The 14,914-nt window shown below is 66.7% G+C and carries 16 protein-coding genes; 7 read left to right on the top strand and 9 right to left on the bottom strand.

Annotated elements, in window-relative coordinates:
• Positions 1-25 precede the first annotated feature (25 nt).
• The 3 genes from METFAM1_RS0117790 to METFAM1_RS0117800 form a co-directional block, all read right to left on the bottom strand.
• Positions 26-1,522 carry a PhoX family protein gene (locus tag METFAM1_RS0117790; protein WP_019916828.1) on the bottom strand — a complete coding sequence of 499 codons (1,497 nt, stop codon included), beginning with the start codon at positions 1,520-1,522 and terminating at the stop codon, positions 26-28.
• A 42-nt stretch (positions 1,523-1,564) separates the two neighbouring features.
• Positions 1,565-2,128 (bottom strand): PEPxxWA-CTERM sorting domain-containing protein, encoded by a 564-nt coding sequence (locus METFAM1_RS0117795; protein WP_019916830.1) that lies wholly within the window; start codon positions 2,126-2,128, stop codon positions 1,565-1,567.
• 128 nt (positions 2,129-2,256) lie between these two features.
• Positions 2,257-3,660 carry an aminotransferase-like domain-containing protein gene (locus METFAM1_RS0117800; RefSeq protein WP_019916831.1) on the bottom strand — a complete coding sequence of 468 codons (1,404 nt, stop codon included), beginning with the start codon at positions 3,658-3,660 and terminating at the stop codon, positions 2,257-2,259.
• 193 nt (positions 3,661-3,853) lie between these two features.
• Here METFAM1_RS0117800 and METFAM1_RS0117805 point away from each other — a divergent pair, with 193 nt between their 5' ends.
• From METFAM1_RS0117805 to METFAM1_RS0117820, 4 genes are read left to right on the top strand one after another with little or no spacing between them, the layout of a single operon-like run.
• Entirely contained in the window at positions 3,854-4,249 is a 396-nt protein-coding gene (locus tag METFAM1_RS0117805) for a tautomerase family protein (RefSeq protein ID WP_019916832.1), read from the top strand.
• Complete coding sequence (locus tag METFAM1_RS0117810; RefSeq protein WP_019916833.1) at positions 4,224-4,421, top strand: YjiS-like domain-containing protein; 198 nt, start codon at positions 4,224-4,226, stop codon at positions 4,419-4,421. Before METFAM1_RS0117805 ends, METFAM1_RS0117810 begins: the two co-directional genes overlap by 26 nt.
• A gap of 13 nt (positions 4,422-4,434) precedes the next feature.
• Positions 4,435-4,935: a DinB family protein gene (locus METFAM1_RS0117815; protein ID WP_019916834.1), complete on the top strand. Its 501-nt coding sequence runs from the start codon at positions 4,435-4,437 to the stop codon at positions 4,933-4,935.
• Positions 4,932-5,846, top strand: a complete 915-nt coding sequence (locus METFAM1_RS0117820; protein ID WP_019916835.1) for an alpha/beta hydrolase family protein — start codon at positions 4,932-4,934, stop codon at positions 5,844-5,846. Before METFAM1_RS0117815 ends, METFAM1_RS0117820 begins: the two co-directional genes overlap by 4 nt.
• 13 nt (positions 5,847-5,859) lie before the next feature.
• On the opposite strand, the gene METFAM1_RS0117825 is transcribed toward METFAM1_RS0117820, so the two are convergent.
• The 3 genes from METFAM1_RS0117825 to METFAM1_RS0117835 form a co-directional block, all read right to left on the bottom strand.
• The gene (locus METFAM1_RS0117825) at positions 5,860-6,408 is read right to left on the bottom strand and encodes a FlgO family outer membrane protein (protein WP_024300818.1); all 549 of its coding nucleotides are present in this window, start codon (positions 6,406-6,408) and stop codon (positions 5,860-5,862) included.
• Position 6,409: 1 nt separating this feature from the next.
• On the bottom strand, positions 6,410-7,078 hold the full coding sequence (locus tag METFAM1_RS0117830) for a hypothetical protein (RefSeq protein WP_019916837.1): 669 nt from the start codon (positions 7,076-7,078) through the stop codon (positions 6,410-6,412).
• Positions 7,079-7,180: 102 nt separating this feature from the next.
• Entirely contained in the window at positions 7,181-8,110 is a 930-nt protein-coding gene (locus METFAM1_RS0117835) for a histone deacetylase family protein (RefSeq protein WP_019916838.1), read from the bottom strand.
• Positions 8,111-8,275: 165 nt separating this feature from the next.
• Between METFAM1_RS0117835 and ubiD the strand changes: the two genes are divergently transcribed.
• From ubiD to METFAM1_RS0117850, 3 genes are all read left to right on the top strand, one after another.
• Entirely contained in the window at positions 8,276-9,769 is a 1,494-nt protein-coding gene (gene ubiD, locus METFAM1_RS0117840; protein ID WP_019916839.1) for a 4-hydroxy-3-polyprenylbenzoate decarboxylase, read from the top strand.
• A gap of 80 nt (positions 9,770-9,849) precedes the next feature.
• Positions 9,850-10,602 (top strand): competence/damage-inducible protein A, encoded by a 753-nt coding sequence (locus METFAM1_RS0117845; protein ID WP_019916840.1) that lies wholly within the window; start codon positions 9,850-9,852, stop codon positions 10,600-10,602.
• Positions 10,603-10,726: 124 nt separating this feature from the next.
• Positions 10,727-11,758, top strand: a complete 1,032-nt coding sequence (locus METFAM1_RS0117850) for a hypothetical protein (protein ID WP_019916842.1) — start codon at positions 10,727-10,729, stop codon at positions 11,756-11,758.
• A gap of 87 nt (positions 11,759-11,845) precedes the next feature.
• Here the strand turns inward: METFAM1_RS0117850 and METFAM1_RS0117855 are convergent, their stop codons facing one another.
• From METFAM1_RS0117855 to METFAM1_RS0117865, 3 genes are all read right to left on the bottom strand, one after another.
• Entirely contained in the window at positions 11,846-12,409 is a 564-nt protein-coding gene (locus tag METFAM1_RS0117855) for a phasin family protein (protein WP_019916843.1), read from the bottom strand.
• Positions 12,410-12,704: 295 nt separating this feature from the next.
• Positions 12,705-13,574: a fructosamine kinase family protein gene (locus METFAM1_RS0117860; protein ID WP_019916845.1), complete on the bottom strand. Its 870-nt coding sequence runs from the start codon at positions 13,572-13,574 to the stop codon at positions 12,705-12,707.
• Positions 13,571-14,911: a protein kinase domain-containing protein gene (locus METFAM1_RS0117865; RefSeq protein ID WP_019916846.1), complete on the bottom strand. Its 1,341-nt coding sequence runs from the start codon at positions 14,909-14,911 to the stop codon at positions 13,571-13,573. Before METFAM1_RS0117865 ends, METFAM1_RS0117860 begins: the two co-directional genes overlap by 4 nt.
• Positions 14,912-14,914: the final 3 nt, after the last annotated feature.

The raw sequence follows: 14,914 nt of genomic DNA on the forward strand, positions 1-14,914 counted from the left end.
GGAACTGCGGACTGCAGGAGTGCGATTACAGCGCGCCGTTATCCCACGGGCCGGTGATCGCGTAGGTGATGCCCGGCGACTGCACGTTCACGAACAGCCATTCGTTGTGGAAGGTCGCGCCGCAGAACTCCGAGGTCATCGAGTTGCTGCTGAAGCTGCGGCCGGACGGACGGGTGTAGGTGCCGATGGCGCCACTGCGGAAGTCGGCGTTGTTGGCGATGAACGGGAACACGGTGCCGTCGGTGGTCAGACCGTGGCAGCGCGAGACCGAGTTGCCGCCGTCTTCGCACAGGATCAGGCTGCCGCGCGGGCTCCATGCGATGTTGTCCGGGTTGTCGCAGACGTCAGCGCCGGACGATTCGTAGACCAGCGTGAAGGTTTCTCGACGCGGGTCGTAGGCGAAGATCTGGCCCTTGCCGGCGGCACCGCCGCTGGTCGAGCACACGTAGATCACGCCGTTGCCGTACCACACGCCTTCGCCGCGCACGATGCTCGACGCACCCTGCATGATGCCCTGGGCGACCACGCCACCGTAGGAGGTGCCGCTGATGAAGGGCTTGTTCGGCTCGTCGATATTCACCCACTCGACGTCGAAGGTGGTGCCCGGAGCCTGCGCCACGCCGGTGTTGTAGTAGCCGTAGCTGACACCGTTGATGGTGCGGGTCGCGTTGTTGGCGGTCTTCAGCTTCATCATCTGCAGCTTGCCGCCCATTTCCGGACGACCGATGACGTTCGGGATGAAGCGGTAGAAGCCGGACGGCGTGCTGTCCTCGGTTTCGTAGATGATGCCGGTGACCGGATCAACGGCGACGGCTTCATGGCTGAAACAGCCCATGTCGACCAGCGGAACCGGCTTGGCGACGCCGGTGGCCGGCACGTCGAAGCAGTAGCCGTGCTGTTTGGAGGCGCCGTTGTGCGGGCCGTCCGACGTTTCTTCACAGGTGATCCACGAGTTCCACGGGGTCGGGCCGCCAGCGCAGTTGCGGATGGTGCCGGAGATCGACGCGTAGGCGCCGACCCACTGCTTGGTGCGCGGCGAGAACACGAGGTTGGTCGTGCCGCCGTTGCACAGCGGGTCATAGGTGATCTTCGGGTTGGCGTACGAACCGGCGGTGCGGCTGCCCTGCTCGTGGTTGCGTACCAGCACGATCTTGTTCGCGTCGGCGGCGACCACGGCCATGCCGTCGTGCGCACCCGGGGTGGCGATGCCGTCGGTCATCGTGTCGCCGGTCCAGCCGTAGGACCAGTACTTGAAACCTTCCGGCAGTTGCAGCAGCGGCAGGCCGGTCACTTCATCGGCGACCGGGGCGAGCGGGCCGTAATCCGGGCTGAACGGCAGCTGAACGGCGTGCGCCTTCTTCGAGCCGAGGATGCTGAAGGGCATCGCGACGGTGGCGGCGGCAGCGACGCCGCTCTTCAGGAAGCCGCGACGGCCGTAGGTCCAGTGCGGGTCCATGTCCTTCGCGGCGTCGGCCTTGCTGAAGTCGCGCAGGACGTCGATCAGGTCGTCTTGATGGTTCATTGTTGTCTCTCCGTTGTGAGTGTGTAGGGCCGTGCGGATGGATCAGGCGCGACGGCGGGCGGCGGCACCGATCAGGCCGAGGCCGGCCAGCAGCAGCGCGTAGGTTTCGGGCTCCGGCACCGAGGCGGTGATGGTGTAGCCGAGCTGGCCGACGCCGACGTTGTCGCTATAGTCGGCGATGGCGAGCACGAACAGGCCATTGCCGTAGTCATTGAAGAAGCTCGCGCTGGCCGCTTCACCGGCGCCGGCGAAAGGGTTGGACGGCGTGCCGTCAGCGCCGGTCACGAACATCGTGGTCAGCGAGCTGCTGCCGAGGTCGAAGTAGTTGGCGGTATCGCTCTCGACGCCGTACCAGATACCGAAAATGACGTCGAGCGTCGGATCCGTCGGGGTGACGGTGATCGACACTTCGCTCAGGAAATCGGCCTTGAAGGTCCAGAAGGACCAGTTTTCGGCGCCGCCGATGAAGGAATAGCTTTCGGCGGCGACTGTGCCGGCCGTGCTGCCGCTGCCGAACTGGCCGCTGATGGTCGGGGCGGCCGCCTGGGCGCCGGCCGACATCAGGCCGGCCAGCAGGGCAGCCGCAAGGGTGGAACGCGTGAACATGGGACTCTCCGGTCTGGGTTGAGACGCGGAAAGTCTGGCGGGCGACGATGTCCTGCCAGTTAATCTCCCGTTAATGTTCGACGCGGGAAGTCATAGGCCGTTTGGCCGATGGCTATGGTCCGGTCGGACTATCGGCTGGCGAGTGAACCCAGGGTGGCGAGTGCGGTATCGACCCGCGCGTCCCAGCGGACGGCACACATCAGGCGGATGCAGTTGCGGTACTTGCCTTGCGGCGAGAACAGCGGGCCCGGCGCGATGCTGATGCCGGCGGCCAGCGCCCGTGACTGCAGCGCCAGCGCGTCGATATGCTCGGGCAGCTCCACCCACAGGATGAAACCGCCGGCCGGGCGCGTGCAGCGCGTGCCGGGCGGGAAGTGGCGGGCGATCGCCGTCTGCATCCGCTCCATCTGTTCGGCGTACTGCCGGCGGATGCGCGCCATGTGCCGCTCCGGCCGGCCGCTGGCCAGGTAGTCGGCAAGCGCGCGCTGCGGCAGCAGGGCGGTGGCCATGGTGCTGCCGTACTTCAGTCGCTCGACCTCGCGCCGCCAGCGCCCGGCGACGATCCAGCCGATGCGCAGGCCGGGCGCCAGCGTTTTCGAGAAGGACGAGCACAGCAGCACGTGGCCGGTGCGGTCCCAGGCCTTGGCCACACGCGGGCGTTCGCCGTCGTGCGCCAGCTCGCCGTAGATGTCGTCCTCGATCAGCGCGATGCCGCGACTGGACAGCATCTGCACGATGCGCCGCTTGTGCGCGTCCGGCATCAGCGCGCCGCTCGGGTTGCTGAAGCTGGTGCAGGCGAGGCAGGCCTTGACCGGCCACTTTTCCAGCGCCAGTTCGAGTGCGTCCGGGCTGAGGCCGGTCTGTGCGTCGGTCGGGATTTCGAGGGCCTTCAGGCCCAGCGATTCGATCAGTTGCAGCGTGCCGAAGAAAGCCGGCGACTCGATGGCGACCACGTCGCCCGGCTGGGTGGTTGCGCGCAGCGCCAGCGTCAGTGCTTCCTGGCAACCGGTGGTGATGACGATGTCGTCAGGGTGAATCTGGCAGCCGGAATCGACTGCGCGGCGGGCGATCTGCACGCGCAGCGCCTCTTCGCCGATGAACTCGCCGTAGCGCGCGCTGCCGGCGTCGTCCGCGCGCAGGGCGCGGCCGAGGCTGGCCCGGATGTCCTTCACCGGCAGGAAGTCGGCGTGCGGAATCGCGGTGCTGAACACCAGCAGGTCGTCGCGGTGCGATGCGCGCATCACCTGGGCGACCCGTTCCGACATCGTGACCTCGCCCGGCGATTCGTCGTCGCAGGTCTGGCAGGCGCGCGGCGGCAGCGCTTCCGGCGTGCGTGCGTAGAAGCCGGACTGCGGTCGCGCCTCCAGCCAGCCCTGCGCTTCGAGTTTGCGATAGGCCGAAATGCAGGTGGCGATGCTCAGGCCCTGCTGCAGCGCGATGCGCCGTACGGACGGCAGGCGCTGGCCGGGTGGGTAAAGACCGGCGCGGATGTCCGAGCGCAGCCGGTCGGCGAGTTGTTCGTAGCGGTTCATGCGGCGTCCTCTCGCGATGGCGATCGATACTGTACTGTGCGACATTTTTTGTCGACCGGTACAGTTCGTGCGCACAGTTGGCAGTACAGATGCGCGCGGATCTGGATTGTGCCGGTCCAAAAACCGCTTCCTGTGCATCGACCGTCACAGTTGCCGACGGCATGATCCGGTCATCCCATGAAGGAGTCCCGCGATGCCGATGATCACGCTGCAACTGTCCCGCCCGCTCGACGCCGAGACGCGCCTCGCCGTGACCCGCGCGGTGACCGACCTGACGGCCGAGATACTCGGCAAGAAGCGCGAGCTGACCGCGCTGTCCATCGGCCACAGCGAACACTGGTCGGTCGGCGCGGAGGCGGTCGGCGGTGCACTGACCGCCTTCCACCTCGAAGTCCGCGTCACCGCTGGCACCAATACGAAGCCGGAGAAGGCGAACTATCTGTCCGCCGTCTGGCAGTCGCTGGACGAACTGATCGGTCCGCTGCACCCGGCCAGCTACATCGTGGTCAGCGATCTGGCGGCGGATTCGTGGGGCTATGCCGGCGAGACACAGGAGCTGCGTCATGTCCGCGCACGCCTGGCTCAGTGAAGTGGCGCGCCGGCTGCGCGAAGCCCGCCGGCAACGTCGTGCGCGTGCAGAATTGCGGGCGATGAACGATCTCGAACTGCGCGACCTCGGCCTCGGCCGCTCGGACATTGCGTCGGTACTCGGCGGACGCTTCGAGGAAGGGTTTCGCGCGCAGGCGGAACGCCTGCACTGATTCCGGAGCTGCAATGATCAAGGCGCACACGCTGAACATGGCCGGCTATCACGTCTGGGCTTACGAACGCCTTTTCGCGTCGCTCGAGGCCGTCAGCGACGCCGACTGGCGCGCGGACCACGGGCTGTTCTTCAAGAGCCTGCACGGCACCCTCAATCATCTGCTGCTGGCCGACCTGATCTGGTATGGCCGCTTCACCGGTCAGCCGTACGCGGCCGCCTCGCTCGCCGACGAGGTCGAGTCCGATCGTACGGCGCTGCTGCAGCGTGCGCGTGCGCAGGCGTCGCGCTGGCTCGACCTTGTCGAGGCCACTGACGAGAAGGCCTTCGGCGGCCGACTGCGCTATCCGAACATGGCGGGTCAGCCCTGCGACACGCCCTGGGCCGGCACGCTGCTGCACGTGTTCAATCACGCGACGCACCACCGCGGCCAGATGTCGGCGGTTGCCACGCGCCTGGGCCAGCCGGCGCCGGAGATGGATTTCGTCTACTTCCTGCGCCTGAGCGGTCTGTGAGCGGGCGGGAGGCGCCCGCGCCCGAAGACATCGAGTTCGCCGCGACCGACGGCTATCGACTGCGTGGCCGGCTATGGCAGCCCGCGCACGACGATGGCCGCAGACCGGCGGTCATCGTCTGTTGTGCCACCGGGGTCGCTGCCCGCTATTACGGACGTTTCGCCGGCTGGCTCGCCGCGCACGGGCTGCCGGCCATGACCTTCGACTACCGCGGCATCGGCGAAAGCCGCTACGGCAGCCTGCGCGGTCTGCGCGCGACCAAGCACGACTGGGGCGCGCTCGACACCGATGCGGCGATCTGCGCGCTGGCTGCCCGCTTCCCCGGGCGCACGCTGGTCGGCGTTGGTCACAGCATCGGCGGCTTCTGTCTCGGATCGGCGCCGTCGAACGTGCGCCTGGCGCGGCTGCTGCTGGTCGGCTCGCAGTACGCCTACTGGCCGGACTACGCGCCGCGCCAGCGCTTCGGCTACCTGTTGCGCTGGCACCTGCTGATGCCGCTGCTGGCCGCGCTGATGGGCTACTTTCCGGGCAAGCGTCTGGGCTGGCTGGAGGACTTGCCGCGCGGCGTGGCGCTCGAATGGGGCCTGCGGCTGTGGCCGGAGTTCGACCGGCTCTACCGCTGGTTGCCCGGCGCGTCCGGCGCCCCGGACGGCGAAGCGGCGCGCGCCGCCTTCGCCGGCTATCGCGGCGAGGTGCTGGCCTGCGCGTCGGCAGATGACCCCTACGCGACGCCGGTCGCGATGGAACGCCTGCTCGGCTGGTTCGCGCAGGCGCGCACGCGTCAGGTGCAGTTACTGCCCGCCCGCTTCGGCCTGACCCGGATCGGCCACTTCGCGCCCTTCCATTCCGACATGCAGCGCGCGCTGTGGCCGCTCGGCCTGAAGTGGTTGCGCGGACGCCGCAGCCGCTGATCGGGCGCGACGGTCAGCGCGTGCTGCGCAGCAGCGACTTCATTGCCGCGTCCTTCGGCAGCACGTAATCGTGCGCCGCCAGCGCGACATTGGTGGCCGGGTCGATCACCTTCAGATTGATGAACACCATGTCTTCCGCCGCGCCATAGGTGCCGACGATGACGGCGCGCGCCTGATGCGAGCGCGCGAGATCCTTGATCTCACGGGTGAGCATCATTTCGCCCTGGTGCTGGCGCACATAGACGTTGTTGCGGAACTTCATTTCCACCATGTGGTAACCGGCGCGCGAAAAGCGTGACGACACGTGCTCTGACACCAGCCGGCCCAGCGTGGACGACTGATCCAGCGCGTCGATGTTCACCACGGTGGCGATGATGAGCGGATTGCCGCTGCCGATCGAATTGTCGATCTGGCTGAGCAGCGCATCGGCCGCCTTGTAGTTGGCCGGCACGAAGCGGTCGCTGGCCGCCTGTTCGTAAGTGGGGTCGGGTTTGACCGAAGAGGTGCATGCAGCCAGCGGCAGCAGGCCGGCACACAGCAGCGCGAGGGCAGAGGAACGCATCTCACTGGTCTCCATTCAGGCGGATGGTGTGCGTGCCGCTGCCGGCGTCGTACAACTCGCGGTCGCCATCGGCGACGTAATAGACGTGGGTGCGGTGGGCGAGGAAGCGCTGCTCGTCGCTGACCTGTGCGGTGATGATGATTTCCGTCTGCGGCGTGGCACCCGACGCGAATTCGGAGCGGAACCAGCCATAGGCATCCGCGCCGACGACGCCTGCGGTCGCTGCGCCTGCGGTGCTGGCGTCGGCAACTGCCAGACCCCATAGACCGGTCGCCAGCATGGTTGCCGTGCCGCTGTGTTTGTACTGCGGGCGATCGGCCGAGAAACGCAGCGTGCGGGTGTCGAACTCAAGCACCAGCGCGCCCTGCGGCGTGCGATGGACGGTGCGCCCCTGTTCGATCAAAGCCGAGATGAGCTGCTTCTCGAAGGCGAGATTGAAGTGCGTGCGTGCGCTGCTCTCGCGTACGAACAGCGGGCGTTCGTCTTTCAGGTCGCGCGCGATCTGCGCCGCGACGTCACGGGCGATGACCGACCAGTGGCCGGCCGCCTGGACCTTGGGCTGCTTGGTGGTCGGGAAGTTGGTGGCGAGCGGCGTTTCGCTGTGCGGCGCGGCGCAACCACCGAGCAATACGCCAAAGGCGAGGGCTGCGCCCAGGTGTCGGGTGTTCATCGGACGGTCTGACCTCCCGGTTGGTGGAATCCATGAATATGCATAACGCATATTCCGAGGCGGAATCTACCAGAACACGGCGGGCTTGCGTCAACCGCTACGTCAGCGGGACGTGGCGTGGTGCAGCGCGGCGGCGACGGTGGCGAAGTGGATGTCCACGATGTCGGCGATGTCTTCGGCGTAGCCGCCGGCCATCGCCACCGCCAGCGGCAGGTCTCGTCGGCGGCAGTAGTCGAATACCCGGGCGTCGCGAGCGGCCAGGCCAAGCTTGGTGAGCTTGAGCCGGCCCAGGCGGTCGCCTTCGAACGGGTCGGCGCCGGCGAGGTATAGGACGAATTGCGGATCGAAGCGCGCGCTCATCCTCGCCAGCGCGTCGTCGAGTGCGGCGAGGTAGGCGTCGTCGCCGCAGCCGTCGGGCAGCGCGACGTCGAGGTGGCTGCGTTCCTTGCGGAAGGGGAAGTTGCGGTCGCCGTGCAGCGACAGCGTGAACACGTCGTCCGCCCGTCCGAGAATCTCGGCGGTGCCGTCACCCTGGTGCACGTCGAGGTCAACGATGGCCACGCGTTCGATGCCGCACTCGGCCTGCAGCATGCGGGCGGCCACCGCCGAATCGTTGAACACGCAGTAGCCGGCGCCGCTGGCGCGCTTGGCGTGGTGCGTGCCGCCGGCCAGATTGACCGACACGCCGTCGCGCAACGCGCTCCGACAGGCGGCCATGGTGGCGCCGGCGGAGCGGCGCGAGCGCTCTATCATCCGCGCCGACCACGGAAAGCCGATCATGCGGATCTCGTTCACGCTCAGCTCACCCCGGCTGGTGCGATCGACGTAGCCGGCGTCGTGGGCGCGACACAGTTCGGCGTCGGTCGCCGCCGGCGGCTCGCTCAGCGTGACGCCCGGCAACTCGGCCGCCACGCGTTCGCGCAGCCGGCGGTACTTGTCCATCGGAAAGCGATGGGTTTCGGGCAGCGGCAGGACGAAGTGGTCGGCGTACCAGGCAAGCATGTCGGGCATGTGGGCGAAACGGTCGCGCATTCTGACAGCGGGCCGGCATCGGCGGTTGCGACAGCTGTATCGGAACGCCTGCGATGCGGCGCGGTCTGTGGCCGCAGCCGGGGTGCGGCGGCCTCCACTTATCGCTTACCATCGGCCGCGCACCATGCCGGAGGCAGGGCGCGAGTACTGGAGCCGTATCACGACATGAAATACACGGATTTGCGCGACTTCATCGCGCAGCTCGAACGGATGGGCGAACTGAAGCGCGTTGCGCGCCCGGTGTCGCCGCACCTGGAAATGACGGAAATCTGCGATCGCGTGCTGCGCGCGCAGGGGCCGGCGGTGCTGTTCGAGCAGCCGACCGGCCACACGATGCCGGTGCTTGGCAACCTGTTCGGCACACCGGGCCGAGTGGCGCTCGGCATGGGCGTCAGCGGCGAAAAGTGGGCGGAAGCGCTGCGCGACATCGGGCGCACGCTGTCCATACTGAAGGAGCCCGAGCCGCCCAAGGGTCTGAAGGACGCCTGGGACAAGCTGCCAATGCTGAAGCAGGTGTTCTCGATGGCGCCGAAGAAGGTGTCGTCGGCGCCGTGTCAGGACATCGTGTGGGAAGGCAGTCAGGTCGATCTGTCGCGCCTGCCGGTGCAGCACTGCTGGCCCGGTGACGCGGCACCGTTGATCACCTGGGGTCTGGTGGTGACGCGCGGGCCTGACAAGAAGCGGCAGAACCTCGGCATCTATCGCCAGCAGGTGATCGCGCAGGACAAGGTGATCATGCGCTGGCTGGCCCACCGCGGCGGCGCGCTCGATTTCCGCGACCATGCGCGCAAGTTCCCCGGGACGCCCTTCCCGGTGTCGGTGGTGCTGGGCTGCGATCCTGCGACGATACTGGGCGCGGTGACGCCGGTGCCGGACACGCTTTCGGAGTACCAGTTCGCCGGCCTGCTGCGTGGCAGCCGCACCGAACTGGTGAAGTGCATCGGCAACGATCTGGACGTGCCGGCCAGCGCCGAAATCGTGCTCGAAGGCGAACTGCGGCCGGACGCGAGCCATCCGACCGGCTACGAGCACGCGCCGGAGGGGCCGTTCGGCGACCACACCGGTTACTACAACGAAGTGGCCGAGTTTCCGGTGTTCACGATCACGCGCATGACCATGCGCCGCAATCCGATCTACCACTCGACCTACACCGGCAAGCCGCCGGACGAGCCGGCGATGCTGGGGGTGGCGCTGAACGAGGTGTTCGTGCCGCTGTTGCAGAAACAGTTTCCCGAGATCACCGACTTCTACCTGCCGCCGGAGGGCTGTTCCTACCGGCTGGCGGTGGTGTCCATGCGCAAGCAGTATCCGGGGCACGCCAAGCGCGTCATGTTCGGCGTCTGGAGCTTCCTGCGCCAGTTCATGTACACGAAGACCATCATCGTCGTGGACGAGGACATCGACATCCGCAGCTGGCAGGAAGTGATCTGGGCGATGACCACGCGCATGGACGCGAAACGCGATACCGTCATCGTCGACAACACGCCGATCGACTACCTCGATTTCGCCAGCCCGGTGGCCGGCCTCGGGTCGAAGATGGGGCTGGATGCGACCAACAAGTGGCCGGGCGAAACCAGCCGCGAATGGGGACGCACGATAGAGATGGATGCCGACGTGAAGAGGCGGGTCGATGCGATGTGGTCCGAGCTCGGACTCTGAATCACGGACTTCGATCACGCCTCAGTTTTTCCTTTCATCACGACATTCAGCGCGTAGAGCGCTGAACAGGAGTTGCGATCATGGCCATCGGCCTCTACATCATCGGCGATGAAATCCTGTCCGGCCGCCGTCAGGATGGACACTTTGCCAAAGTGCGCGAACTGCTCGCCGAGCGCGGCCTGCAGCTGTCCTGGGTGAGCTACCTGGGCGACGAACGGCCGCGTCTGATCGACGCCTTCCGTCGATCGATGGCGACGACCGACATCGCGTTCTCCTGTGGCGGCATCGGCGTCACGCCGGATGACCACACGCGGCAGGCGGCGGCGGCGGCGCTGGGTGTCGACTGCGTGCTGCACCCGGCGGCCGAGGTCGAGATCCGCGCACGCTTCGGCGCCGAGGTGACCGAGAACCGTCTGCGTCTCGGCGAGTTTCCGGCAGGGTGCGACATCATTCCCAATCCGTTCAATCGGATTCCCGGCTTCAGCTGTGGCGACCACCACTTCGTTCCGGGTTTCCCGGAAATGGCGTGGCCGATGATGCAATGGGTGCTGGACACGAAGTACCGGCACCTGCATCACACCCGCAACTGGGCAGAGGCGTCGTTCTTCGTGTTCGACGCGCACGAGAGCCGGCTGCTCGATCTGATGCAGGCAATCGAGCGCGACTACGGTGTCACCGTATTCAGCCTGCCCAGCTTCGGCAACGCGAAGCGGGCACGACCGCACATCGAGCTCGGGGCCAAGGGTGATCCGGACAAGGTCGGACCGGCGCTGGCAGCCATGCGTGCAGAGGTGATCCAGCGCGGTCTCGAGGTCGACGCGGACCCGAACTGAAGATGCCGTGCGGGCTGTCGTGCTCCTGATCACGACGCCGTTCACGATCGGGTCGTAGATCCGGTCGACATCGTCGATACGACGATTCACTATCCGCACGGAATTTCCGTGTGGAGAGTGTTCGATGAATCGCGTGTCGACGGCGCGAGCCTGTGTAGTCCTCACGCTTGCGGCTGCGCTGGCAGGATGCTGGCAGATCGATGATGTCGGTGACCTGCCCGGTGGTCCGCATTTCAGCGAGGCCTACGGCATCAACGAAGCCGGGGAGGTCGTCGGATACGGCAGCGACGCGGACGGCACTCGTGCTTTCGTCTGGCGTCGCGGTACCAGTCTGACGCCGCTGCCGCGGTCGGAAGGCACGGACGCATGCGCCGCCGCCGGCATCAATGACGCGGGCCTGATCGTCGGACACTGCCGGACCAGCGCCGGCGGTCGGAAGATGGCAGTCGTCTGGGCGGGTGGGGGCGTCGAAGCGGTGCGGTTTTCCGGCCGGCGCGTGCTCGGGAGCGAGCTGTTCGCGGTGAATCAGACGGGTGAGGTCGTGGGCAGCTTTCGCGAGGAAGTGGGGCGCTCCTTCGTGGTCGACATGGCGTTCACATGGCAGCATGGCGGTTCGCAGTCCGCCCGTGGCATTACGCCGCTGCCATCGGACCTTGGCGGCTCGGGTGTCGCACGCGCGATCGCCCCGCTGGGTTGGGTCGCCGGTCACGCCCACGTCACACCGCATCCGCCGTGGCTATGGAACCCGACTTCCGGACGTGCGCAGCCGATCGGAGAATTGCCGACGCCGGCCAGCGTCAGCGGCGAGGCACGCGGCATCAACGACCAGCGACAGGTCGTCGGCGTGTTCGACGGGCGGGGTTTCGTGTGGACGCCGGCCGGACCGGGAGAGGTGCAGGGCACGACGATAGAGATTCCGTTCGAGCCCTACGACATCAACAATCGCGGGCAGGTAGTCGGCGTACAGGGCGGGCGCGCGGTGCTCTATGACCTCGGCACGGAGAGGCTGACAGTGCTTGAGGACCTGCCGGAGGTGAGGCGGGCAGGCTGGCGCCGCCTGGCGCTGGCGCGAGCGATCAACGATAGAGGTCAGATCGCCGGCTATGGCGTCAATGTGGCGGGCGACGTGAGCGCTTTCGTGATGACGTCCGACTGAGGCCGTACAACAGGATGCTTAAAGCGGGTGCGTAAACGAAAAGAGCCCCGCACGAGGCGGGGCTCTTTTCAGACTGCTTTTGAAGACTTAGGCAGCGGCCTTCTTCTTCGCGGTCGTGCTGGCGGCGCCGACGGCACGCACGGTCGCCGAGGTGGCGGCGTTCACGTTGGCTTCAGCCATTTCGACGGCTTGCTTGGCAGCCTTGGCCATGCTGTCGTAGGCGCTGTTGGCGGCGGCGATGGCCGACTTGACAGCGGCGACGGCGACGTCGGAACCGGCCGGAGCTTGCTTGGCAGCCTGGTCCAGGGTCGAGGTGACGGCCTTGTTGACTTCGCCGACCTGAGCTTCGACGACCTTGCTCAGCTCTTCCTGGGTTTGCGAAACGATTTCATAGACGCTGCGCGAGTAGGCAACGACCTTCTCGATCGCCGGCTGGACCAGGCCGCTCTGCAGCGACACGATCTCTTGCACGTCCTTGGCGCCCATCAGGGTCTTGGCGTTCGCGACGCTGTCTTCCAGCAGCGAACGGGCGGTGTTCAGGTTCAGAGCGGCGAGGCGCTCGGTGCTGGCAAAGGCGGTGTTGGCCAGGGTCAGCAGGGCTTCGATACCGTTCTTGTTGGCGGCGGCGAAATTTTCGGGGGTGAAGGCCATGGTGGTTATCTCCGTACATTTAGTTGAAAGAGCGACCACGACCGGGCGGTAAAACCGGGAACACCCACGAGGTCACCTAAATCGTGCGACACACTACGTAGCCAGAAGGTTCGTATTGCGCTGCACCATGAACACGATTATAGGGCGGGTCGACGTGATGTCAACATGTTTTTGTTGCACTGCACACAAAAACTTTTCCGGATTATTTTCTCGCCTAAACAACGAGATGTGAACGTACGTTCATAAAACAACAGGCCCTCGGGTGCGCTGCGGGAGAGCCCGCGGCAAGGCGCCTTCAACGCAGTTCGGAGAGCAGTCGTGCTGCGGTGCGTTCGGTTTCCCGCAGATAGGCGCTGCCGAACAGAAGGGTATGGTTCAGAAGGTGATAGAGCCGATAGAGGCCGCGTCGCGATGCGGCGCCGGCGTCCAGCGGAGCGCTCTTCTGATAGGTGGCGTACATGGAGATCGGGAAGCCGCCGAACAGTTCCGTCATCACGTAGTCCGCCTCGCGGTCTCCATAGTGGACGGCTGGATCGAACACTGCGGGCTGCCCGTCGGCCATGCCCGCATTGCCATGCCAGAGGTCGCCATGCAGCAGCGAGGCGGGCGGGCGGTATTCGAGAAAGAGCGCCGGCACGCGCTCGATGATGCCCTGGAGGTTGCGTATCAGCTCGCCGCGCACGCCTTCGGCGATCAGCCGTTCGAGCTGCGGCCGCAGACGCTTCTGCGCATAGAAGAGTGGCCAGGTCGTAGATGTGCCGTTCTCCTGACGGCTGTCGCCGAGCCAGTTGTCGCGCGGCAGGCCGTACAGCTCACCGTGTACTACGTGCAGCGCTGCCAGCGCCTTGCCGAAAGCGCGCCCGTCTTCATCGGTGGTTACCGGTTTTAGGTCCAGCCATTCAAGTGCCAGCCAGGCGAAGTCGTCGGCCGTGCCGCTGCCGTGCACGACCGGCACACGGAAGCAGCCGGTATCGCGCAGCAGCGCCAGTCCCTCCGTCTCGGCCTCAAACACGGCTGTCCGGTCAGCCGGCAGCAGCTTGACGAACAGCGGCGCGTCGCCGGTATCGATCTTCAGTGCGCGCCGGGTGCGGCCCGGCGCGAGTTCGACGGCGCCCGTGCAGTCGGCGCCGAGGGCGGCGGCAATCCGCGTCGCGAGCACGTTCATTCGCCGCCGCCTCCCCAGCTGTCGGCGAGACGCATATTGGCCGACGACAGACGCGCCGCCAGCACCTGCAGGAAGGCTTCGTAGAAGCGCATGCGGCAGGTTTCCGACGCGCGGCGGATGCGTTCGCCGTCGATCGCGAACAGCAGGCTGTCGGTGTTCGCCTGCACGTCGTTGGCGCGCAGCTTGCGGTCGCGGCGGGCGATCACCGACATTTCGCCGCAGCATTCGCCGCTGGTCAGTATGTTCAGCGTGCGGCCCGACTTGCACACCGCCAGTTCGCCCTCGACCAGCACGTAGAGCCGGTCGCCCTGCTCGCCGTCCTTCATCAGCAGCGTGCCGGCGGCGACGCGCTCCTGGCGTGCGAAGTGAGCGACCTCCCACAGTTCGACGTCGCTGAATTCATTGAAGAAGGTCAGCGTGCGCAACAGCCGGAAATGCTCGGCGGCGCCTGATTCGTCCTCGCGCGGCTTGAGCCGGCGGTTGCGGAAGGCCTGCGCGAGATCGTGCGTGAACTCGGCCCAGGTCGCGTAGCGCAGCGCGATGTCCTTCTGCATCGCGCGCGCCACCACCGCGTCGAGCGCCGGCGGCAGGCCCGGGCGATGCACCGATGGCGGCGGCGGATCCACATGGATGATCTGGTACACCAGGCTGTACTTGTTGCTCGCCTGGAAAGGCAGCTCACCGGCCAGCAGCTGGTACAGCACGACGCCCAGAGAGTAGATGTCGGTCTGGTGGTTCAGCGGCATCTCGCGTACCTGCTGCGGGCTCATGTAGGCCGGCGAACCGACTCCCTCGACCTGGGTCCGCTCGTTCGCGGTGAACAGTGCGGCGCCGAAATCGGTCAGCTTCAGTTCGCCGTCGCGGGTGAGCAGGATGTTGGCGGGCTTGATATCGCGGTGCGTGATGCCCAGCTGGCACGCATAGTCGAGTGCGCGCGTGCACTTGAACATCAGTTCGACGATGCGCTCCACCGGCAGCAGACCGGGGCGCTGCACGTGCGCCTCGAGCGTGCCGCCGGCGACGTACTCCATCACGATGTAGGCCTGATCGCCGGTCACCACGGCGTCGTGGATGGCGACGATGTGCGGATGCTGCAGCTTGTCGGCCAGCGACGCTTCGTTGATCAGCAGATTGCGGTGCAGCCTGCCGCGCGCGTGGTCGTTCAGCACATCGGGGTCGATGCACTTGATCGCCACCTCGCGCTGCGCCTGCGGATCCCATGCCAGCCAGACGGTGCTGGTGCTGCCGCGGCCGATGATGCGCCTGAGCTGGTAGCGGCCCAGCGAGCTGCCGGGTGCGGGGGCGTCGGGCGGGGTCGGCGGCGCGGGTGTCTGCATCCG

The organism is Methyloversatilis discipulorum, from assembly GCF_000527135.1.
Taxonomy (GTDB): Bacteria; Pseudomonadota; Gammaproteobacteria; order Burkholderiales; family Rhodocyclaceae; genus Methyloversatilis; species Methyloversatilis discipulorum.